At 58.3% G+C, this 21,228-nt stretch carries 18 protein-coding genes; 2 read left to right on the top strand and 16 right to left on the bottom strand.

The genetic code is table 11. The annotated features are described in order from the left end of the window. Positions 1–113: 113 nt before the first annotated feature. The 4 genes from AABM52_RS08300 to AABM52_RS08285 form a co-directional block, all read right to left on the bottom strand. On the bottom strand, positions 114–842 hold the full coding sequence (locus AABM52_RS08300) for a dienelactone hydrolase family protein (RefSeq protein WP_347911271.1): 729 nt from the start codon (positions 840–842) through the stop codon (positions 114–116). A gap of 66 nt (positions 843–908) precedes the next feature. After that, positions 909–2,813 (bottom strand): molecular chaperone HtpG, encoded by a 1,905-nt coding sequence (gene htpG / locus AABM52_RS08295; protein ID WP_347911270.1) that lies wholly within the window; start codon positions 2,811–2,813, stop codon positions 909–911. 81 nt (positions 2,814–2,894) lie between these two features. Next, positions 2,895–3,347 (bottom strand): PaaI family thioesterase, encoded by a 453-nt coding sequence (locus AABM52_RS08290; RefSeq protein WP_347911269.1) that lies wholly within the window; start codon positions 3,345–3,347, stop codon positions 2,895–2,897. After that, positions 3,344–3,820 (bottom strand): PaaI family thioesterase, encoded by a 477-nt coding sequence (locus AABM52_RS08285; RefSeq protein ID WP_095946359.1) that lies wholly within the window; start codon positions 3,818–3,820, stop codon positions 3,344–3,346. The genes AABM52_RS08290 and AABM52_RS08285 overlap by 4 nt, the downstream gene beginning before the upstream one ends. Positions 3,821–3,978: 158 nt before the next feature. On the opposite strand from AABM52_RS08285, the gene AABM52_RS08280 reads away from it, so the two are divergent. Then, on the top strand, positions 3,979–4,251 hold the full coding sequence (locus AABM52_RS08280) for a hypothetical protein (protein ID WP_347911268.1): 273 nt from the start codon (positions 3,979–3,981) through the stop codon (positions 4,249–4,251). Positions 4,252–4,318: 67 nt separating this feature from the next. Here AABM52_RS08280 and AABM52_RS08275 read toward each other — a convergent pair whose 3' ends face one another. The 12 genes from AABM52_RS08275 to sdhC form a co-directional block, all read right to left on the bottom strand. Next, complete coding sequence (locus AABM52_RS08275) at positions 4,319–4,720, bottom strand: MAPEG family protein (protein WP_347911267.1); 402 nt, start codon at positions 4,718–4,720, stop codon at positions 4,319–4,321. After that, entirely contained in the window at positions 4,720–5,457 is a 738-nt protein-coding gene (locus AABM52_RS08270; RefSeq protein ID WP_046037647.1) for a DUF599 domain-containing protein, read from the bottom strand. Before AABM52_RS08270 ends, AABM52_RS08275 begins: the two co-directional genes overlap by 1 nt. Positions 5,458–5,651: 194 nt before the next feature. Beyond that, on the bottom strand, positions 5,652–6,965 hold the full coding sequence (gene brnQ, locus AABM52_RS08265) for a branched-chain amino acid transport system II carrier protein (RefSeq protein WP_150724530.1): 1,314 nt from the start codon (positions 6,963–6,965) through the stop codon (positions 5,652–5,654). A 462-nt stretch (positions 6,966–7,427) separates the two neighbouring features. Then, positions 7,428–8,309 (bottom strand): succinate--CoA ligase subunit alpha, encoded by an 882-nt coding sequence (gene sucD, locus AABM52_RS08260; RefSeq protein WP_053156820.1) that lies wholly within the window; start codon positions 8,307–8,309, stop codon positions 7,428–7,430. Further along, a complete protein-coding gene (gene sucC / locus AABM52_RS08255; RefSeq protein WP_007919879.1) occupies positions 8,309–9,475 on the bottom strand; it encodes an ADP-forming succinate--CoA ligase subunit beta in 1,167 nt (388 codons plus the stop codon). The genes sucD and sucC overlap by 1 nt, the downstream gene beginning before the upstream one ends. A 196-nt stretch (positions 9,476–9,671) precedes the next feature. Further along, on the bottom strand, positions 9,672–11,108 hold the full coding sequence (gene lpdA, locus AABM52_RS08250) for a dihydrolipoyl dehydrogenase (RefSeq protein ID WP_053156817.1): 1,437 nt from the start codon (positions 11,106–11,108) through the stop codon (positions 9,672–9,674). 98 nt (positions 11,109–11,206) lie between these two features. Further along, complete coding sequence (gene odhB / locus AABM52_RS08245; RefSeq protein ID WP_347911266.1) at positions 11,207–12,421, bottom strand: 2-oxoglutarate dehydrogenase complex dihydrolipoyllysine-residue succinyltransferase; 1,215 nt, start codon at positions 12,419–12,421, stop codon at positions 11,207–11,209. Positions 12,422–12,463: 42 nt separating this feature from the next. After that, positions 12,464–15,295, bottom strand: a complete 2,832-nt coding sequence (locus AABM52_RS08240; protein WP_347911265.1) for a 2-oxoglutarate dehydrogenase E1 component — start codon at positions 15,293–15,295, stop codon at positions 12,464–12,466. Between the two features lie 262 nt (positions 15,296–15,557). Further along, on the bottom strand, positions 15,558–16,262 hold the full coding sequence (locus AABM52_RS08235) for a succinate dehydrogenase iron-sulfur subunit (RefSeq protein ID WP_008063297.1): 705 nt from the start codon (positions 16,260–16,262) through the stop codon (positions 15,558–15,560). 11 nt (positions 16,263–16,273) lie between these two features. Next, entirely contained in the window at positions 16,274–18,046 is a 1,773-nt protein-coding gene (gene sdhA, locus AABM52_RS08230; RefSeq protein ID WP_347911264.1) for a succinate dehydrogenase flavoprotein subunit, read from the bottom strand. A 3-nt stretch (positions 18,047–18,049) separates the two neighbouring features. Beyond that, entirely contained in the window at positions 18,050–18,418 is a 369-nt protein-coding gene (gene sdhD / locus AABM52_RS08225; RefSeq protein ID WP_347911263.1) for a succinate dehydrogenase, hydrophobic membrane anchor protein, read from the bottom strand. Beyond that, the gene (gene sdhC, locus AABM52_RS08220) at positions 18,412–18,786 is read right to left on the bottom strand and encodes a succinate dehydrogenase, cytochrome b556 subunit (protein ID WP_032829628.1); all 375 of its coding nucleotides are present in this window, start codon (positions 18,784–18,786) and stop codon (positions 18,412–18,414) included. The genes sdhD and sdhC overlap by 7 nt, the downstream gene beginning before the upstream one ends. A gap of 364 nt (positions 18,787–19,150) precedes the next feature. Here sdhC and gltA point away from each other — a divergent pair, with 364 nt between their 5' ends. Then, a complete protein-coding gene (gltA, locus tag AABM52_RS08215; protein WP_007977501.1) occupies positions 19,151–20,440 on the top strand; it encodes a citrate synthase in 1,290 nt (429 codons plus the stop codon). Positions 20,441–21,228: the final 788 nt, after the last annotated feature.

The following is a 21,228-nucleotide window of genomic DNA, read 5'->3' as shown; positions in this document are numbered from 1 at the left end:
GCCGCCATCGCGAGCAGGCTCGCTCCCACATTGAAACACGGTCAACTGTAGGAGCGAGCCTGCTCGCGATGGGGCCGGTAGAGGCACCGACTAACCAGAACTGAAACCAGCTATCAACCCTTGAACACTTCATCCAGCAAGTTATGCATCGACGTGAAGGCCCGGGCAGCCACCTTGGCGTCATACATCATCATGCCCGGCACGTTGGCGTGCGGGTCGGTGAACGAGTGGAACGCACCACCGTAGCTCAGCAACTGCCAATCCACACCGGCCGCGTTCATTTCATCTTCGAACGCCGGTAACTGCTCCTTCGGCACCAATGGATCGGAAGCACCGTGCAGCACCAGGACCTTACCCTTGATGTTTTTCGCATCAGCCGGATTCGGTGTGTCCAGCGTGCCGTGGAACGACACCGCAGCCTTCACCGGCGCGCCGGTACGGGCGAACTCCAGGGCGCAGCAACCGCCGAAACAGAAACCGAAAGTGGCCAGTTTCGAAGTATCGACAGCCACTTCACCCTGGCTTTGCAGCTGTTCGAACGCCGCCTGCATGCGCTTGCGCAGCAATGGGCGGTCATTCTTCAACGGCATCATGGCCGCGCCGGCCTCGTCATTGTTCGTCGGACGAACCGATTGACCGTAAAGGTCTGCGATCAGTACCACATAACCCTTGGCGGCCACCGACCTGGCGATCTCCTCGGCACCGGCGCTGACGCCCATCCAGTTCGGCGCCATCAATAAACCCGGGCGTGGGCCTTTATGGTCGGCATCGAACGCCAGACGGCTTTCGTAAGCCTGGCCATCAATCTGATAGGCAACGGAACGTACAGTGATTTGGCTCATTTCTGACTCCTGATTGTTGAACACCAGAATGAAAAAACCCGCCGAAGCGGGTTTTCTGCAACACGGTTAAGCCGATAGTTCGACCAGCAGCTTGTTCAGTCGGCGCACATAGGCCGCCGGGTCTTTCAAGCTGTCACCGGCCGCCAGGGCCGCCTGATCGAAGAGGATGTGCGACAGGTCGCCGAAGCGCTCGTCGCTCTGCTCGTTGTCGAGCTTCTCGATCAGCGGGTGAGCCGGGTTGAATTCGAAGATCGGCTTCGAATCCGGAACCTTCTGACCGCTGGCTTCCAGGATCTGGCGCATCTGCAAGCCCAGGTCCTGCTCGCCGATGGCCAGGATCGCCGGCGAATCGGTCAGGCGATGGGACACCCGGACTTCTGCAACGGATTCGCCCAGGGCTGCCTTCAGACGTTCAACCAGACCTTCTTTGGCCTTGGCGACTTCTTCCGCAGCTTTCTTGTCCTCTTCCGAGTCCAGGTTGCCCAGGTCGAGATCACCGCGCGCCACGTCGACAAAGCTCTTGCCGTCGAAGTCGCTGAGGTAGCTCATCAGCCACTCGTCGATACGGTCAGTCAGCAGCAACACTTCGATGCCTTTCTTGCGGAAGACTTCCAGGTGCGGGCTGTTCTTGACCTGTGCGTAGGTTTCGCCGGTCAGGTAGTAGATCTTGTCCTGACCTTCCTTGGCGCGTGCCAGGTACTCGGCCAGGGCAACAACCTGTTCGCCGTCGTCGCCGTGGGTCGATGCGAAACGCAGCAGGCCGGCGATTTTTTCCTTGTTGGCGAAATCTTCTGCCGGGCCTTCTTTCATGACCTGGCCGAAGTTTTTCCAGAAGCCCTTGTATTGCTCAGGCTCGTTCTTCGCCAGTTTTTCCAGCATGTCCAGAACGCGCTTGGTCAGCGCCGACTTCATCGAGTCGATGATCGGGTCTTTCTGCAGGATTTCCCGCGACACGTTCAGCGACAGGTCGTTGGAGTCGACCACGCCCTTGATGAAGCGCAGGTACAGCGGCAGGAAGGACTCGGCCTGATCCATGACGAACACGCGCTGTACGTACAGCTTCAGGCCTTTCGGCGCTTCACGCTGGTACAGGTCGAACGGTGCACGGGCCGGCACGTACAGCAGCGAGCTGTATTCGAGCTTGCCTTCGACCTTGTTGTGGCTCCAGCTCAGCGGGTTTTCGAAATCGTGAGCGATGTGCTTGTAGAACTCCTGGTATTCCTCGTCCTTGACTTCGGTACGCGGACGGGTCCACAGGGCGCTGGCGCGGTTGACGGTTTCCCATTCAACGGCCGGCGGCTCTTCGCCTTCGGTAGCGGCCACTTCTTTCGGCAGCTCGATCGGCAAGGCGATGTGGTCGGAGTACTTCTTGATGATGTTGCGCAGGCGCCAGCCATCGGCGAACTCGTCTTCACCGGATTTCAGGTGCAGGACGATGCGAGTACCGCGTTCGGCCTTGTCGATGGTCGCCACTTCGAAGTCACCTTCGCCCTTGGACGACCAGTGCACGCCTTCGCTGGCAGCGCTGCCGGCACGGCGGCTGTACACATCGACTTTGTCAGCGACGATGAATGCGGAGTAGAAACCGACACCGAACTGGCCGATCAGGTGCGAATCTTTCTTCTGGTCGCCGCTCAGGTGCTTCATGAAATCGGCGGTGCCGGACTTGGCGATGGTACCCAGGTGGGTGATCGCGTCTTCGCGGCTCATGCCGATACCGTTGTCTTCGAGGGTGACGGTTTTAGCGTCCTTGTCGAAGCTCACGCGGATTTTCAGTTCGGCGCCACCTTCCAGCAGCTCTGGCTTGGCCAGGGCTTCGAAACGTAATTTGTCGACAGCGTCAGAGGCGTTCGAGATCAATTCGCGAAGGAAAATTTCCTTGTTGGAATACAGCGAATGGATCATGAGATGCAGCAGCTGCTTCACCTCGGTCTGGAAGCCCAGGGTTTCCTTTTGAGTTTCCACACTCATGGTCATCAAACTCCAATCAGATGGCATAAGCCGCGACCATGAGGGTCGACGGCGGGTTGTCATCAGAGTTTGGGGCTGAGTTCAGGATTTCAAGGGCTCTTCGAGTTTGAAATGTGCACGGGCCGTGGCAATGGGTTCGGCTTCGGTGCTTTGCCAGGCGGTAATCGCCACATTGGCGACCCGGCGACCCTGGCGCCAGACCTGGCATCGGGCCCAGGTATCGCGAAACTGCCCGGCTCGCAGGTAATCCAGGGAGAAGTCGATGATCTTCGGCACCCCGGGCGACCCGGTGAACACCAACAGGTGCAGCGCCGCGGCCAATTCCATGAAACCGGCGATCACACCGCCATGAATCGCCGGCAACAAAGGGTTACCGATGTTGTCCTTGTTCGCTGGCAGCTTGAACAGCAGCTCATCTCCCACCCGCGAACACTCGACGCCGATCAGCCGGGCATAGGGAATCAATTCCAGTAGCGAGGCGTAATCGCCCTGTTCGTGGGCCTTTTGCAATTGATCCTTCAGCGACTCGCTCATTGCGCACCTCCGGCGACGGCGCCACCAAAACCCTTGGTGCCTTTGATGTTCTTGCCCATGCGCATGAAAGTGCCCATCACATGGGCAATGGGTTGTCCGGGGTCATCCTGATAGGCGAAGCCACGGGCAAAAATCACGTCGGTGGTGACCCGATAGCACTGGGCAAAGCCGTAGACATCCTTATGCGGCTCAGCGGCGTGCATATAGTCGATGCGCAGGTCGAGGGTCGGGCAGACTTCGAATTCCGGGAGCACGCAGAGGGTGGCCATGCCGCAGGCGGTGTCCATCAGTGAGGTCAGCGCCCCGCCATGAATCACGCCCGTTTCGGGATTACCAACGATCTGCGGGCTGTACGGCAGCACAATCGTCAGCCCTTCGTTGCTGGCGCTGTGAACGCTTAGTCCAAGTACCTGACAATGTCGCAGCGCCGACAGAAAGCGCTTCGCACGCTCAAAAACGGGGTTTTCAGCCATTTGATAAAAGCCCTTGTTTATGTCTGTACAGTGCGGTGGCGGTCTGGGTAAAAGTTCCGCATTAGAACAAACTTATATATCTGAAAGACTTAAGGAACTTAACCCTGATGCGTGGGCTCTTAATGCCAGTAGATGCTTTTCATCAGGAGAAACACCCCATGCGTAAGACTTTAGCTATTGCCTTGATGTTGACCGCTTCCCTCGGTCTCGCTGCCTGCGATAAAAAATCCGAGGACAAAGCTCAAGATGCTACCAAACATGCTGAGCAAGCTCAGCAAGACATGAGCAAAGCTCAGGATAAAGTGAACGACGCGGCGAAAGAAAACGCCGAAGCCGCCAAAGATCAGGCTGAATCGAACGCAGAAGCGGCAAAAGAGGCCGCTCCGGCCGCTCCGGCCACTCCAGCCGCTCCGGAAGCACCTAAGAACTAATACGGTTTTTAGCGAGGCAAAAGAAAACCCGCCAAGTGCGGGTTTTCTTTTGCCTTGAAAAAAGTGGTTAGAGCAAAATCGTTCGAAAAGTCGGACTAATCATCAACAAGAGCGAACAGATAAATCCCACCAGCCAAACCAGACTGCGTTGCCAGGTCAGGTCCTTCCAGTAACACACCAGGTAAATAACCCGCGTGATCACGAAGATGATCGCCAGGCAGTCGATCAGCCAGCCCGCCGTCTGCGTGGTATGCGCCATCAACACACCCACCGCGAACAATATGAACGCTTCGAAACTGTTCTGATGCGCCGCCAGTGCCCGGGCACCCAGGCCTGTGAGTTGCATCTGCTGTTGGCGCGGCAGGTGGTTGTCGTAACCGCCCTGCTCTTTCATGGCAGTGGTCACGGGCATTCGCGCCAGGTAAATCAACACCGCACTGATCAACACGCACCAGAATGGAATACTCATCAAGCTGCCTCTTTGATTACTTCCGGCAACGGCGCCTCTGTAGGGGTATAGACCATCACGTCGAGTACGTCGGAATGAAACTCGCGGTGGTACAACACGAACACGACGCCGGCACTCATCAACATGAACAACCATGGGCTGACAAACCAGGCCAGCATGGTCATGCCGAAGTAGTAGGAGCGCAGCCCGAAGTTGAACTGGTTGGCGGCCATGGAGATGACGCGGGCGGCGCGTAAAGCGAACGCCTTGCGCTCCTGCTCCGACACATGACGCTCGCCGACCATCGGCGCCGAACCCACTAATACGGCTGCAAAGTTGTATTGGCGCATGCACCAGCTGAACGTGAAGAACGCATAGACAAACACCAGCGCCAGGCACAGCAACTTGATTTCCGACATGCCCTGGGACGCTTGTTGCACCATCGGGATATCCGCCAGCAAGGATACCGCCCGCTCCGAAGCCCCCAACACCGTGAGAATACCGGCCAGGATAATCAATGTACTCGAGGCGAAGAACGAAGCATTGCGCTCCAGATTGCCGATCACGCTGGCATCGGCGATGCGGTTGTCGCGCAGCAGCATGCGACGCATCCAGTCTTCACGATACAGGTGCAGCACACTGGCCAGGCACGCGGTGTCGCGGCCTTTCCATGTGGCATAGCGGGTGTACCCGCCCCAGCAGATAACGAACCAGACGGCGGCAAGAATGTGGATCAGGTTGGCTTGGATGAACGACATGCAGGTCCTTGTGATGTAAATGCGGATTACACACACCCTGTGGGAGCTCACTCCCACAAAGGGTGTTGCAGTGCTTCGACGTTAGCTCAACGGAAAAGACACCGCATCCCTCACAAAAAAAATGCCCCGTATCGATTGATACGAGGCATTTCTGTTTCGGCTCAAGACCCGCTTGTGGCGGGCCGTAAAGCGACTTAAGCCAAGGCTTCGGCGCGCTTGCCCAGCAGGCGATCGCAAACCACCGCGACTACCAGTGTCATCACCGATGGCACCAGCCAGGCCAGGCCCTGCTCGCTCAGCGGCAGGTGGGCCATTTGCGTCGGCATCCAGTCCGCCAGGCCTGCACCCTTGAGGGCGTCGATCAGACCGAAGATGAACGACACCAGCATGACCGGGCCGAGGATACGACCCTGCTCATGCCAGAAGTCCTTGCAGAAGCTCAACGCCACCAGAACGATGCACGGCGGGTAGATCGCGGTCAGCACCGGGATCGAGAACGCAATCAGCTTGGTCAGGCCCAGGTTGGACACCAGCAGCGAGAACGCAGCGAGGATGATCACCAGTGTCTTGTAGGACAGCGGCACCACACGGCTGAAATACTCGGCGCAGGCGCAGGTCAGGCCGACCGCGGTCACCAGGCACGCCAGGGAGATCAGCACCGCAAGAAAACCACTGCCCAGCGAACCGAAGGTGTGCTGCACATAAGCGTGCAATACCGCCGCGCCATTGGTAGCGCCAGCGGCCACTTCATGGCTGCCCGAACCGAGACGGAACAGGCTGACATACACCAGCGCCAGGCCGACACCGGCAATCAGGCCGGCGATGATCGCATAACGGGTGATCAGTGCCGGCGACTCGACGCCGCGGGAGCGGATGGCGTTGACGATGACGATGCCGAACACCAGGGCGCCCAGGGTATCCATGGTCAGGTAACCATTGATGAAACCTTGGGAAAACGGCGCCGCCACGTATTCAGGGGTTGCCTGGCCAATGTCACCGGCCGGCAAGGCGAATGCTGCAATACCCAGCGCGGCCAGGGCGATGATCTTCAGCGGCGCGAGGAAGCGCCCTACGGTATCCAGCAAACGGCCCGGATACAGCGAGATGAAGAACACCAGCAGGAAGTACACCGAGCTGTACAGGAACAGCGCCAGCGGGCTCTCGCCGGTCAGGGGTGCCAGGCCCACTTCGAAGGATACCGTCGCGGTACGTGGCGTCGCGAACAGCGGGCCGACAGCGAGGTAGCAAGCCGCTGCCAGCAGGCCACCGGCGACTTTACCGATCGGGCTGCTCAAGGCATCCATGGCACCGCCGACCTTGGCCAGCGCCACAACGGTGATCACCGGCAGACCGACCGCCGTGACCAGAAAGCCCAGCGCCGCCATCCAGACATTAGGCCCGGACTGCAAACCGACGATAGGCGGGAAGATGATGTTGCCGGCCCCGACGAACAGGGCAAACGTCATAAAACCAAGTGCCAGGATGTCCTGGCCTTTCAACACTTTCATTAAGGAAATACCACACTACTGAATCGGAATTTAGAGAGGGATTTCCCTATGGGTGAGGGAAATGCTGTCAGTCCGTATAAGACCGACCCTTTTAGCGCGTTGCCGCCTTGTGGGCCGCAGACGCAAAAATGGCGAGTAGCCTAACGAATTTGGATCAGAAACGCACTGTTAGAGGGCGAACATTCCGATGCACGACATTTTTGTGTCGCGTTTACATACCTAATTTATTTACGCGGACCTCTGTGGCGAGGGGGCTTGCCCCCGTTGGGTTGCGAAGCGACCCGTAAAACCCTGCATTCGACTAATGTCAGGTGCACCGCGTTAGCCTGATTGACGACTGCTGCGCAGCCGAACGGGGGCAAGCCCCCTCGCCACAAAAGCGATCACTTTCCAAATGCCGGAAACGACAAAGGCCACCCGAAGGTGGCCTTTGCTTGGTGAAGCGTCAGCCAAGCGCGAGGCTTACTTGACAGCCCAACCGGTCAACTCGGACAAAGCCTTGCCGATGTCTGCCAGCGAACGCACGGTTTTAACGCCTGCGTCTTCCAGGGCAGCAAACTTCTCGTCTGCAGTGCCTTTGCCGCCAGAGATGATTGCGCCAGCATGGCCCATGCGCTTGCCCGGAGGAGCAGTCACACCAGCGATGTAGGAAACAACCGGCTTGGTCACGTGTGCCTTGATGTAGGCAGCCGCTTCTTCTTCAGCCGAACCGCCGATCTCACCGATCATCACGATCGCTTCGGTCTTCGGGTCTTCCTGGAACAGCTTCAGGATGTCGATGAAGTTCGAACCCGGGATCGGGTCACCACCGATGCCGACGCAAGTCGACTGACCGAAACCGGCGTCAGTAGTCTGCTTCACAGCTTCGTAGGTCAGGGTGCCGGAACGGGAAACGATACCGACCTTGCCTGGCAAGTGAATGTGACCTGGCATGATGCCGATCTTGCATTCGCCTGGGGTGATCACGCCTGGGCAGTTAGGGCCGATCAGGACTACGCCCAGCTCGTCGCACTTAACTTTAGCGTCCAGCATGTCCAGGGTAGGAATGCCTTCGGTGATGCACACGATCAGCTTGATGCCGCCGAAGGCAGCTTCCAGGATCGAGTCCTTGCAGAAAGGAGCTGGAACGTAGATCACGCTGGCGGTGGCGCCAGTGGCAGCTACGGCATCTTTCACGGTGTTGAACACTGGCAGGCCCAGGTGCTCGGTGCCGCCTTTGCCTGGAGTTACACCACCAACCATCTTGGTGCCGTACTCGATGGCTTGCTGGGTGTGGAAACTACCTTGCGAACCGGTAATACCCTGGCAGATAACTTTGGTGTCTTTATTGATCAGGACGCTCATTATTTGCCCTCCGCAGCTTTGACAACTTGTTGAGCAGCGTCGGTCAGGCTGGTAGCAGCGATGATGTTCAAACCGCTTTCTGCCAGTACTTTAGCGCCCAGCTCAGCGTTGTTGCCTTCAAGGCGAACAACAACCGGGATTTTCACGCCGACTTCTTTCACAGCGCCGATGATGCCTTCGGCAATCATGTCGCAACGAACGATGCCGCCGAAGATGTTGACCAGTACTGCAGCGACGTTAGTGTCGGACAGGATGATCTTGAACGCTTCAGTAACGCGTTCCTTGGTAGCACCACCGCCAACGTCGAGGAAGTTGGCTGGCTTGCCGCCATGCAGGTTGACGATGTCCATGGTACCCATGGCCAGGCCAGCACCGTTGACCATGCAACCGATGTTGCCTTCCAGTGCTACGTAGTTCAGTTCGAACTTGGCAGCGTGCGCTTCGCGCGGATCGTCTTGCGACGGATCGTGGAAAGTCTTCAGCTTAGGCTGACGGTACATGGCGTTGGCGTCGATGTTGATCTTGGCGTCCAGGCAGTGCAGATCGCCGTCAGCCTTGATCACCAGCGGGTTCACTTCCAGCAGGGCCAGGTCGTGATCCTTGAACAGTTTGGCCAGACCTACGAAGATCTTGGCGAACTGGGCAACTTGCTTGCCTTCCAGACCCAACTGGAATGCCAGCTCGCGACCCTGGAATGGCTGAGCGCCAACCAGTGGATCGATAGTGGCCTTCAGAATTTTTTCTGGAGTGTCGTGAGCGATTTTCTCGATGTCCACGCCACCTTCGGTGGAAGCCATGAACACGATACGACGGCTCGAACGGTCAACGACAGCGCCCAGGTACAGCTCTTTAGCGATATCAGTGCACGATTCAACCAGGATCTTGGTGACTGGCTGACCATTGGCGTCAGTCTGGTAAGTCACCAGACGCTTGCCCAGCCACTGCTGTGCGAAGGCTTTGGCGTCTTCTTTGCTGCGAACCAGCTTTACGCCGCCCGCTTTACCGCGACCACCGGCGTGGACCTGGGCTTTGACAACCCACTCGCTGCCGCCGATTTTGTCGCAAGCTTCTGCTGCTGCTTCCGGGGTGTCTACCGCGTAACCGGTGGAAACTGGCAGGCCGTATTCAGCGAACAGCTGCTTACCCTGATACTCGTGAAGATTCATGCTTATTACCGTCTTCGTTAGGTACTGCGCATTCGGTGCTGCACTCATTCAAGTGCCGCACCACCTGTGACTGCTGCTTGCATAGCTTTTCCGGATACCCGGTGCAGCTATGCAAGACTGCGTCCAGCGGATATTCCGCGGTGAGTCTTGCATGCAAGGCTCACGACGGGCCATTCCGCCGTGGTTTCTTATTGTCTTAACGCTTCTTGCGGTTGGCGATGTGGATGGCGCCGCCATTCACTGCCAAAGCAGCTTCGTGCAAGGCTTCAGACAGGGTCGGATGGGAGAAAACCATCATGCCCAGGTCTTCAGCGCTGGTGCCGAATTCCATACCGATCGCGCCCTGCTGAACCAGTTCTGCAGCGCTTGGGCCAATCACGTGGACGCCCAGTACGCGGTCTGTCTTGGCATCTGCGATGACCTTGACGAAACCACCGGTGTCGTTGGCAGCCATGGCACGGCCAGAGGCTGCGAACGGGAAGGTGCCGACGTTAACTTCAACGCCTTCAGCTTTCAAGGCCTGCTCGGTTTTACCGACCCACGCGATTTCCGGGTGAGTATAAATAACCGAAGGGATCAGATCATAGTTCATCTGGGCCTTGTGGCCCTTGATGCGCTCGACAACCATGATGCCCTCTTCCGAGGCCTTGTGCGCCAGCATCATGCCGCGAACCACGTCGCCGATGGCGTAAACGCCTGGTACGGTGGTGGCGCAGTGATCGTCAACGTGCACGAAACCGCGCTCGTCCAGGGTCACGCCGCAGTCGGCAGCCAGCAGATCAGTGGTCACCGGACGGCGACCAACGGCTACGATCAGCTTGTCGAAAGTGATGTTCTGTTCGCCCTTGGCATCGGTGTAGTTCACCACGACTTCGTCGCCGTTCACTTTGGAACCGGTTACGCGAGCGCCCAGCTTGATGTCCAGGCCCTGTTTGGTCAGGGTTTTCAGCGCTTCCTTGGAAACAGCGGCGTCGGCTGCCATCAGGAAGGTGTCCAGGGCTTCCAGGACAGTCACTTCTGCACCCAGACGCGACCAGACCGAACCCAGCTCCAGACCGATCACACCAGCGCCGATCACGCCCAGACGCTTGGGTACGGATTGGAATTCCAGGGCGCCGGTGGAGTCGACGATCACATTCTGGTCAACCGGAGCCGGCGGAATGTCGATCGGACGCGAACCTGGAGCCAGGATGACGTTTTCGGCTTCGATGATTTCTACCGAGCCATCAGGCTTGGTGACTTCGACTTTCTTGCCGGCCAGCAGCTTGCCGTGACCCTGGATCGAGGTCACACCGTTGGCCTTGAACAGGGTTGCAACGCCGGAGGTCAGGCCTTTGACGATGTTGGCCTTGCGGCCGACCATCGCTGGCACGTCCATGGTCACGCCAGCGTGATTGATACCGTGGATCGCGAAACCGTCCTGGGCTTCGTGGAATTTCCACGAGCTGTCCAGCAGGGCCTTGGATGGAATGCAGCCGACGTTCAGGCAAGTACCGCCCAGAGCCAGTTTGCCTTCCTTGTCGGTGTACTTCTCGATGCAGGCAGTGCTGAGGCCCAGCTGAGCGGCCTTGATGGCAGCCACGTAACCGCCAGGGCCCGCGCCGATCACTACTACGTCAAATTTCTGCGACATTCAAAAAATCCTCTTTAGCGAAAAGCTTCAAGCCGCGAGCGGCAAGCCAGGCTGCGGGTTTTCCGACAGCACGGGCTTGCAGCTCATGGCTGCTTCTATCAGATATCCAGCAACAGACGAGCCGGATCTTCCAGCAGGTTCTTGATGGTCACCAGGAAGGTCACAGCTTCTTTGCCATCGATCAGACGGTGATCGTAGGACAGTGCCAGGTACATCATCGGACGGATAACGACCTGACCGTTGATGGCCATCGGACGCTGGATGATGTTGTGCATGCCCAGGATGGCGGCTTGTGGCGGGTTGACGATCGGAGTCGACATCATCGAACCGAAAGTACCACCGTTGGTGATGGTGAAAGTACCACCGGTCATTTCGTCCATCGACAGTTTGCCGTCGCGGGCTTTCTTGCCGAAGGTGGCGATGCCGCCTTCGATTTCAGCCAGGCTCATCAGTTCGGCGTTACGCAGAACCGGTACAACCAGGCCGCGATCGCTGGAAACTGCAACGCCGACGTCAGCGTAGCCGTGGTAAACGATGTCGCCGCCGTCGATCGAGGCGTTGACAGCCGGGAAGCGCTTCAGCGCTTCGGTGGCTGCTTTCACGAAGAACGACATGAAGCCCAGGCGCACGCCGTTATGGGACTTCTCGAACAGATCCTTGTACTTCGAACGCAGCGCCATGACTTCGGTCATGTCGACTTCGTTGAAAGTGGTCAGCATCGCCATGTTCGATTGAGCTTCAACCAGACGCTTGGCCACGGTGGCACGTACGCGGGTCATCGGTACGCGCTTCTCGATGCGGTCGCCAGCGGCAAACACAGGAGCAGCGGCAGCCGGAGCAGCAGCCTTGGCAGGTGCGGCAGCAGGAGCAGATTTCTTGGCTTCGACAGCGGCAACCACGTCTTCCTTGGTTACACGACCATCTTTGCCGGTGCCTTTGACGGAAGCCAGGTTGATGCCGTTTTCTTCGGCCAGCTTGCGAGCAGCTGGAGCTGCGATAGCGTCTTCGTCAGCGCCGGCAGCTGGAGCAGCGGCAGCAGCGGCCGGAGCAGCAGCTGGAGCAGCGGCAGCAGCGCCGCCTTCTACGATGGAGCCCAGGACTTCGTCGGACAGAACGGTTTCGCCTTCGTTCTTGACGATAGCGCCCAGCACGCCGTCAGCGGTAGCCAGCACTTCGAGCACGACTTTGTCGGTTTCGATGTCGACGATCAGTTCGTCGCGCTTGACCGCGTCGCCCGGTTGTTTATGCCAGGTGGCAACGGTGCCATCGGCAACCGATTCCGGGAAAGTGGGGGCTTTGATCTCGATAGCCATTGTCTGTGGTTCCTTAAATTCGGTTTCAGGTGCGCGAAGGCGTTAAACAGTAAAGGCGTCTTGCAGCAGTTTTTCCTGCTGTTCGGCGTGCATCGATGCGTAACCGCATGCTGGTGCAGCAGAAGCCTCACGGCCCGCGTACTCGAGTACGAGAGACTTGTCGAGGTTGCTGATGCTGCGACGCATGTGGTGTTGGCTGCAGTACCACGCACCCTGGTTCATCGGCTCTTCCTGGCACCAAACGGCAGCTTTGACGTTGGTGTAAGGCGCCAGGACTTCTTTCAAGTCGTCCTCAGGGAATGGGTACAGCTGCTCGATACGCACGACAGCGATGTCGTCACGACCTTCGGCACGGCGTTTTTCCAGCAGGTCGTAGTAGACCTTGCCGCTACACAGAACAACGCGCTCGACCTTTTTCGGGTCTTGGGCATCGATTTCCGGGATGACGGTCTGGAACGAACCTTCGGCCAGATCTTCCAGCGTCGAGATGGCCAGCTTGTGGCGCAGCAGCGACTTCGGAGTCAGAACGATCAACGGCTTGCGCAGAGGGCGAATTACCTGACGACGCAGCAAGTGGTAGATCTGTGCCGGCGTAGTCGGTACCGCGACCTGAATGTTGTGCTCGGCGCACAGTTGCAGGTAACGCTCCAGACGAGCCGAGGAGTGCTCCGGCCCCTGACCTTCATAACCGTGCGGCAGCAGCATGGTCAGACCGCACAGACGGCCCCACTTGTGCTCGCCACTGGTGATGAACTGGTCGATAACCACCTGGGCACCGTTGGCGAAGTCGCCGAACTGGGCTTCCCAGATCACCAGCGCATCCGGCGTGGTGGTCGAGTAGCCGTATTCGAACGCCAGTACGGCCTCTTCGGACAGGAACGAGTCGTACAGGTCGAAGCGTGGCTGACCGTCGTACAGGTTCTGCAGCGGGATGTAGGTGCCCGCGTCCTTCTGGTTGTGCAGGACAGCATGGCGGTGCGAGAACGTACCGCGGCCGATGTCCTGGCCAGTCATGCGAATCGGGTGACCTTCGAACGCCAGGGTCGCGTACGCCATGGTTTCGGCGTAACCCCAGTTGATCGGCAGGCCGCCGGCTTGCATCTTCTGGCGGTCTTCGTAGATCTTGGCAACCTGGCGCTGAACCACGAAGCCTTCCGGGATTTCCAGTAGCTTGGCGGACAGTTCCTGCAAGGTCTTGAGGTCGAAGCGAGTGTCGTGACGCGCGGTCCAGGCGTGGCCCAGATACGGACGCCAGTCCACGAACAACTCTTTGTTCGGCTCTTTAACCAGGCTTTTCACCACGTGCAGACCGTTGTCCAGCGCGTTGCGGTATTCGTCGACTTTCGCCTGAACACGCTCTGCGTCGAGCACACCGCCCTGGGTCAGACGATCGGCATACAGCTCACGGGTGGTGCGCTGCTTGGTGATCTGCTGATACATGATCGGCTGGGTGCCGCTTGGCTCGTCGGCCTCGTTGTGGCCGCGACGACGGTAGCAGACCAGGTCGATCACCACGTCACGCTTGAACTGCATGCGGTAGTCGATGGCCAGCTGGGTCACGAACAATACGGCTTCCGGATCATCACCATTCACATGGAGGATCGGCGCCTGGATCATTTTCGCAACGTCGGTCGCGTACTCGGTGGAGCGCGAGTCCAGCGGGTTGCTGATGGTGAAACCGACCTGGTTGTTGATCACGATGTGCACGGTACCGCCGGTCTTGAAACCGCGGGTCTGCGACATCTGGAAGGTTTCCATGACCACGCCCTGACCTGCGAACGCAGCGTCACCGTGGATGGAGATCGGCAGAACCTTCTCACCGGTCGGATCGTTACGACGGTCCTGACGGGCGCGAACCGAACCCTCGACCACCGGGGAAACGATTTCCAGGTGGGACGGGTTGAACGCCATGGCCAGGTGAACTTCACCGCCGCTGGTCATCACGTTGGACGAGAAGCCCTGGTGGTATTTCACGTCACCGGAACCCAGCTCGACCTTCTTCTTGCCTTCGAACTCGTCGAACAGCTCGCGCGGGTTCTTGCCGAAGGTGTTGACCAGCACGTTCAGACGGCCACGGTGGGCCATGCCGATGACGATTTCCTTGGTGCCGTAGGAACCGGAACGCTGGATCAGCTCGTCGAGCATCGGAATCAGGCTTTCGCCGCCTTCCAGACCGAAACGCTTGGTACCCGGGTATTTGGTGCCCAGGTATTTTTCCAGACCTTCGCCGGCGGTCACGCGCTCGAGCAGGTGGCTCTTGATGTCGGCGGAGTACGTCGGACGACCGCGCACGCTTTCCAGACGCTGCTGGAACCACTGGCGCTGCTCGGAATCGGTGATGTGCGTGAACTCAGCGCCGATGGTGCGGCAATATGTCTGCTGCAACGCTTCGTGAATTTCGCGTAGGCTCGCTTCCTCTTTGCCGATGAACAGGTCGCCGGCACGGAAGGTCGTATCAAGATCGGCATTGGTCAAGCCGTAATGATTGATCGACAGGTCTGCAGGTGCAGGACGCTGCCACAGTCCCAGCGGGTCAAGCTGGGCTGCCTGGTGGCCACGCATACGGTAGGCCTGGATCAATCGCAGCACTTCAACTTGCTTCTTCTCGTGCTCACTGCTCACGCTGCCGGCGGAAACCGGTTGGGCGCGGCGCTGGTTCTTTGCCAGCAAGACGAAATGATCGCGAATTGTGGAGTGCGAAACATCGGTGGCAGTGTTGCCGTCAGCAGGCAACTTCTGGAAGTAGGTGCGCCACTCTTCTGGCACAGCGTTAGGGTCGTGCAGGTAGAGCTCGTAAAGCTCTTCCACATAGGCAGCGTTACTACCGGATAGGTAGGCACTGTTCCACATGCGCTGCATCACGCTTTCTTGCATGCTTGGTCACCCTCGGTTAGGGGAACACCATCGGTGTCGACACCGAGCAAACTTGCAGAAGTCCGAATGCAGCGACCAAAACAAGCCACTAGGATCACACTGATAGTCCGGGTACCAGCCCGGATGCCCCTGCTTGTCTCATTTCTTCAAAATAAGAGCCGCAGCCTTTTAGGCTGCTGCTCAGGTTAAAACTACGGCGCCGGTTGAAGCCTGCGCCGCAGCATCTACGGGTACAACGGGTACAACGGGTACAGCAGCTGAATCACACGCCGCTTGAGAGCAACATGTTACGGATGTGACCGATGGCCTTAGTCGGGTTCAGGCCTTTCGGACATACGTTGACGCAGTTCATGATTCCGCGGCAGCGGAATACGCTGAACGGGTCATCCAGCGAAGCCAGACGCTCGGACGTCTTGGTATCACGGCTGTCTGCCAGGAAGCGGTACGCTTGCAGCAGGGCAGCTGGACCCAGGAACTTGTCCGGGTTCCACCAGAAGGACGGGCAGGAAGTCGAGCAGCAAGCGCACAGGATGCACTCGTACAGACCGTCCAGCTTTTCACGCTCTTCAGGGGACTGCAGACGCTCGATGGCCGGAGCCGGCGTGTCGTTCTGCAGGTATGGCTTAACCTTTTCGTATTGCTTGTAGAAGATGCTCATATCGACGACCAGGTCACGGATAACCGGCAAACCTGGCAGAGGACGAACGATCAACTTGTTACCTTTTACGACAGCAGACAGCGGCGTGACGCACGCCAGGCCGTTTTTGCCGTTGATGTTCATGCCGTCGGAACCGCAAACACCTTCACGGCAAGAGCGACGATAGGAGAAACCCTCGTCCTGCTCTTTGATCAGGGCCAGCACGTCCAGCACCATCAGGTCTTTACCACCGGTATCAACCTGGAATTCCTGCATGAACGGCGCGGCGTCCTGATCAGGGTTGTAACGATAAACGCTGACTTGCAACATGGCGGCCACCCTTAATAAGTCCGAATCTTAGGTTCAAAAGTCGGAACAGTCTTCGGCGAGAAGTTCACGGCACGCTTGGTCACGCGCTTGTCACCCGGGAAGTACAGGGTGTGGCACAGCCAGTTTTCGTCGTCACGATCTTCGAAGTCTTCACGGGCGTGAGCACCACGGGACTCTTTACGTACTTCTGCAGCGATGGCGGTGGCTTCGGCCACTTCCAGCAGGTTCTGCAGTTCCAGAGCTTCGATACGTGCAGTGTTGAACGCCTGCGACTTATCGTTGATCTTCACGTTGGCGATGCGCTTGCGCAGGTCAGCCAGCTGGGCAATACCCTTCTGCATGTATTCGCCGGTACGGAATACACCGAAGTAGTTCTGCATGCAGTTCTGCAGCTCGCGACGCAGGGTAGCTACGTCTTCGCCTTCGGTACGGTTGTTCAGAGCGTTCAGGCGCGACAGGGCAGCTTCGATATCGGCTTCGGTAGCGTCGTCGTATTCGATGCCGTCGGTCAGTGCTTTTTCCAGGTGCAGGCCGGCAGCGCGGCCGAATACCACCAGGTCGAGCAGCGAGTTGCCGCCCAGACGGTTGGCACCGTGAACCGATACGCAAGCCACTTCACCCACTGCAAACAGGCCAGGGATGATTTCGTCGACGCCTTCGCCGTTCTGGGTGATTGCCTGACCGTGAATGTTGGTCGGAACACCGCCCATCATGTAGTGGCAGGTTGGAACAACGGGAACCGGAGCAACAACCGGGTCAACGTGCGCGAAAGTCTTCGACAATTCGCAGATGCCTGGCAGACGACTGTGCAGCACTTCCTCGCCCAGGTGGTCGAGTTTGAGCATCACGTGGTCGCCGTTCGGACCGCAACCGTTGCCAGCGATGATCTCTTTAACCATCGAACGGGCAACAACGTCACGACCGGCAAGGTCTTTCGCGTTCGGAGCATAACGCTCCATGAAACGCTCGCCGTGCTTGTTGATCAGGTATCCACCTTCACCACGGCAACCTTCGGTAACCAGTACACCAGCGCCGGCGATACCGGTCGGGTGGAACTGCCACATTTCGATGTCTTGTACCGGCACGCCGGCACGCAGCGCCATGCCAACGCCGTCACCGGTGTTGATCAGGGCGTTGGTAGTCGAAGCGTAGATACGACCTGCACCGCCGGTAGCCAGTACGGTGGCCTTGGCACGGATGTAGGTGGTTTCGCCGGTTTCGATGCAGATGGCGATCACGCCGACGAACTCGCCTTCGCCGTTCTTCACCAGATCGACAGCGTAGTACTCGTTCAGGAACACGGTACCGGCTTTCAGGTTGCCCTGATAAAGGGTGTGCAGCAGAGCGTGACCGGTACGGTCGGACGCAGCGCAAGTACGCGCAGCCTGGCCGCCTTTACCGTAGTCCTTGGACTGACCGCCGAATGGACGCTGGTAGATACGACCTTGCTCGGTACGCGAGAATGGCATACCCATGTGGTCCAGCTCGTAAACGGCAGCCGGGCCTTCCTGACACATGTATTCGATAGCGTCCTGGTCACCGATGTAGTCGGAACCCTTGACGGTATCGTACATGTGCCAGCGCCAGTCATCGTTCGGGTCAGCGGACGCGATCGCGCAGGTGATGCCGCCCTGGGCGGATACAGTGTGCGAACGGGTCGGGAAAACCTTGGTGATCACGGCAGTCTTGTGACCGCCCTGTGCCAGTTGCAGCGCTGCGCGCATGCCGGCACCGCCACCACCAATAATGATGGCGTCGAAAGAAATCGTTGGAATGTTAGCCATGACTCAGATACCCCAGAGAATCTGCACGCCCCAGACGAAGTAAGCGAACATCGCAACGCCGCATACCGCCTGGAAAAGGAAACGTATAGCGGTCGCGGACTTGCCGAACGCCATTGGCGTCAGGTAGTCGGTCGCGATGGTCCACATGCCGACCCAGGCGTGAGCGCCGAGGGCAACGAGGGCCAGGAGGCTGAAGATACGCATTCCGTTGTGGGCGAACAGTTCATGCCACTGGGCGTACCCGAGGCCAGGGTTGGCCACGATGTATCCGATCAGGAAGATGAAGTAAGCCGCGAGAACGACCGCAGACACACGTTGCGCCATCCAGTCATAGAGGCCCGAACGCGACAGGTTCGTGACGTTAGTTACCATATCCAAACTCCTGCCAGAACGATTACCACCACGGAAACGGCGATAACGATTTTCGAGCCCAGCTTGCCGCCTTCCAGCGTCTCACCGATGCCCATGTCCATGATCAAATGGCGCACACCGGCTACCAGGTGATAAAGCAGAGCGGACAGGATGCCCCATGTCACTAGCTTGGCTAGCGGACTGGTCAGACACGCTTTCACCTGACCGAAGCCTTCCTCGGAACTCAGCGACTTGTCCAATGCGTAAAGCATGATGGCAAGGCACACGAAGAGGATGACACCGGAAATTCGGTGAAGGATGGACGTGTAAGCAGTGACTGGGAGTTTGATGGTCCTTAGGTCTAGGTTTACAGGTCGTTGGCTTTTCACGGCTTTTTTTTCACACTGAAGAGCCCCTAACAATCAGGGCAAAGTTGTTGGGGAGTGCACTGGTCAGGTAACCACCACCCAGGGATGCGACCCCCAATGAAAGCAAGCCCAAAAGCCCTTGGCGGTCGGTGGCCGAGTATAGACAGTTAGGCTACTAATGACAACGCAAACACCTAACCCAAACAGCTGATTGCGCAACTGACATAAAAGGCGTAAATGGCAGCCAATTTCGAGAAAAAAGTCCGGTTAAAGCCTTCTGGAGCAAGACTTTAGGCAAATTGACATTCGAATTTATCTCACTATAGTGGTGCGGGCCCTGCGTGGGGGGTCTGTCTGATGATTTCAAGCATAAATAGGAGGCCACATGGCTGACAAAAAAGCGCAGTTGATCATCGAGGGCGCAGCCCCCGTCGAGCTGCCCATTTTAACCGGCACCGTTGGTCCCGATGTTATCGATGTTCGGGGCCTGACGGCCACGGGCCGTTTCACCTTTGACCCAGGCTTCATGTCGACCGCTTCGTGCGAGTCGAAGATCACCTATATCGACGGCGACAACGGCATTCTGCTGCACCGCGGCTACCCGATCGAACAGCTGGCTGAAAAGTCGGACTATCTGGAAACCTGCTATCTGCTGCTCAACGGCGAACTGCCGACCGCAGAACAGAAGGCCCAGTTCGTCAGCACCGTGAAGAACCACACCATGGTTCACGAGCAGCTGAAGACCTTCTTCAACGGCTTCCGTCGCGACGCCCACCCGATGGCCGTCATGTGCGGCGTAGTCGGCGCCCTCTCGGCGTTCTACCACGACTCCCTGGACATCAATAACCCGCAGCATCGCGAAATCTCCGCGATCCGCCTGGTTGCCAAGATGCCGACCCTGGCAGCGATGGTTTACAAGTACTCCATGGGCCAACCCATGATGTACCCGCGCAACGACCTGTCGTACGCGGAAAACTTCCTGCACATGATGTTCAACACCCCGTGCGAGATCAAACCGATCAGCCCGGTGCTCGCCAAGGCCATGGACCGGATCTTCATCCTCCACGCCGACCACGAGCAGAACGCTTCGACCTCCACCGTACGCCTGGCCGGCTCTTCGGGCGCCAACCCGTTCGCCTGTATCGCCGCCGGTATCGCTGCACTGTGGGGCCCTGCCCACGGCGGTGCCAACGAAGCCGTACTGACCATGCTCGATGAAATCGGCGATGTTTCGAACATCGACAAGTTCATCGCCAAGGCCAAGGACAAGAACGATCCGTTCAAACTGATGGGCTTCGGTCACCGCGTTTACAAAAACCGCGACCCGCGCGCCACGGTAATGAAGCAGACCTGCGACGAAGTGTTGAAGGAACTGGGCATCCAGAACGATCCGCAACTCGAACTGGCCATGCGCCTGGAAGAGATCGCCCTGACCGACCCGTACTTCATCGAGCGCTCGCTGTACCCGAACGTCGACTTCTACTCGGGGATCATCCTCAAGGCGATCGGCATTCCAACCAGCATGTTCACCGTGATCTTCGCCCTGGCGCGGACCGTCGGCTGGATCTCCCACTGGAAGGAAATGCTCTCCAGCCCGTACAAGATCGGCCGTCCGCGCCAGTTGTACACCGGCTACGAGTCGCGTGATATCACCAAGCTGGAAGACCGCAAGTAAGATTTTTCTTGCTGTAGCGTGTTGAGATGTACCGGAGACGGCCTCTATTTATATAGGGGCCGTTTTTGTTTGTGCCTCGTTTTTTGATCGCGGGCATATTCGTTGTTTAGGTAACGGCGGCTTATGGTTCCGCTCTTACAGCGGGTTACTTTGAAAAGCGCAAAGTAACCAAACGCTCTTGCCCCTTTCGTTCGGTGCCTCGCTGTGGCTCGGCATGCCCTCGTTCCGGTCCTGCTCCGTGGGCCCGCCGCCATCGGCCATCCATGGCCGGGGGCGGCTAACCCGGCATCCATGCCGGGTTGCCCACTGCGCAGAACCTCCTCTCGGCCTCTCGGGGGGGCGTGTACCGCAACAGCGCCCGAGGCGGCCTACCGGCCGGCCTGTTTGCTGACGTGATGCTCTGCAAAGTTTCGGTTAGCCGGCAGACCAACTTCACGAGCAGGTTCGCTCCCACAGTATTTGCGTCGAACACAATTTTTTTATACGACATCAAACCTGTGGGAGCGGGCTTGCCCGCGAAGAGGCCGGTACATCCAATATTGATGTTGGCTGACAGATCGCCATCGCAGGCAAGCCAGCTCCCACAGTTGGGCCGGGGACATCTGAGAGAAATTGGTCGGCTGTCAGGCCGCATTCGCGAGCAAGCTCGCTCCCATAGAAGAGCAAACGCAGATCGGCGCACACCCACGCTTCTCACCACTCATCAGGCCGAGCGTTAGCTCGCCTGCAGCTCTTGATCTTGACTCACCCGCCCCCTCGGGAGGCCTCGTTCCGGTGTTCATCCGGGG

The sequence above is a fragment of the Pseudomonas grandcourensis genome (genome assembly GCF_039909015.1).
GTDB lineage: Bacteria > Pseudomonadota > Gammaproteobacteria > Pseudomonadales > Pseudomonadaceae > Aquipseudomonas > Aquipseudomonas grandcourensis.
This window is presented reverse-complemented; position numbering and strand designations above follow the sequence as displayed.

What these genes read in the sequence shown, in the direction of transcription:
- sdhA (WP_347911264.1), bottom strand. Translation starts at nt 18,046, where the DNA reads ATGGCTAACATTCCAACGATTTCTTTCGACGCCATCATTATTGGTGGT.
- AABM52_RS08275 (WP_347911267.1), bottom strand. Translation starts at nt 4,720, where the DNA reads ATGAGTATTCCATTCTGGTGCGTGTTGATCAGTGCGGTGTTGATTTAC.
- htpG (WP_347911270.1), bottom strand. Translation starts at nt 2,813, where the DNA reads ATGAGTGTGGAAACTCAAAAGGAAACCCTGGGCTTCCAGACCGAGGTG.
- sucD (WP_053156820.1), bottom strand. Translation starts at nt 8,309, where the DNA reads ATGAGCGTCCTGATCAATAAAGACACCAAAGTTATCTGCCAGGGTATT.
- AABM52_RS08270 (WP_046037647.1), bottom strand. Translation starts at nt 5,457, where the DNA reads ATGTCGTTCATCCAAGCCAACCTGATCCACATTCTTGCCGCCGTCTGG.
- sucC (WP_007919879.1), bottom strand. Translation starts at nt 9,475, where the DNA reads ATGAATCTTCACGAGTATCAGGGTAAGCAGCTGTTCGCTGAATACGGC.
- brnQ (WP_150724530.1), bottom strand. Translation starts at nt 6,965, where the DNA reads ATGAAAGTGTTGAAAGGCCAGGACATCCTGGCACTTGGTTTTATGACG.
- lpdA (WP_053156817.1), bottom strand. Translation starts at nt 11,108, where the DNA reads ATGTCGCAGAAATTTGACGTAGTAGTGATCGGCGCGGGCCCTGGCGGT.
- AABM52_RS08290 (WP_347911269.1), bottom strand. Translation starts at nt 3,347, where the DNA reads ATGAGCGAGTCGCTGAAGGATCAATTGCAAAAGGCCCACGAACAGGGC.
- sdhD (WP_347911263.1), bottom strand. Translation starts at nt 18,418, where the DNA reads ATGGTAACTAACGTCACGAACCTGTCGCGTTCGGGCCTCTATGACTGG.
- AABM52_RS08235 (WP_008063297.1), bottom strand. Translation starts at nt 16,262, where the DNA reads ATGTTGCAAGTCAGCGTTTATCGTTACAACCCTGATCAGGACGCCGCG.
- AABM52_RS08285 (WP_095946359.1), bottom strand. Translation starts at nt 3,820, where the DNA reads ATGGCTGAAAACCCCGTTTTTGAGCGTGCGAAGCGCTTTCTGTCGGCG.
- AABM52_RS08280 (WP_347911268.1), top strand. Translation starts at nt 3,979, where the DNA reads ATGCGTAAGACTTTAGCTATTGCCTTGATGTTGACCGCTTCCCTCGGT.
- odhB (WP_347911266.1), bottom strand. Translation starts at nt 12,421, where the DNA reads ATGGCTATCGAGATCAAAGCCCCCACTTTCCCGGAATCGGTTGCCGAT.
- gltA (WP_007977501.1), top strand. Translation starts at nt 19,151, where the DNA reads ATGGCTGACAAAAAAGCGCAGTTGATCATCGAGGGCGCAGCCCCCGTC.
- AABM52_RS08300 (WP_347911271.1), bottom strand. Translation starts at nt 842, where the DNA reads ATGAGCCAAATCACTGTACGTTCCGTTGCCTATCAGATTGATGGCCAG.
- AABM52_RS08240 (WP_347911265.1), bottom strand. Translation starts at nt 15,295, where the DNA reads ATGCAAGAAAGCGTGATGCAGCGCATGTGGAACAGTGCCTACCTATCC.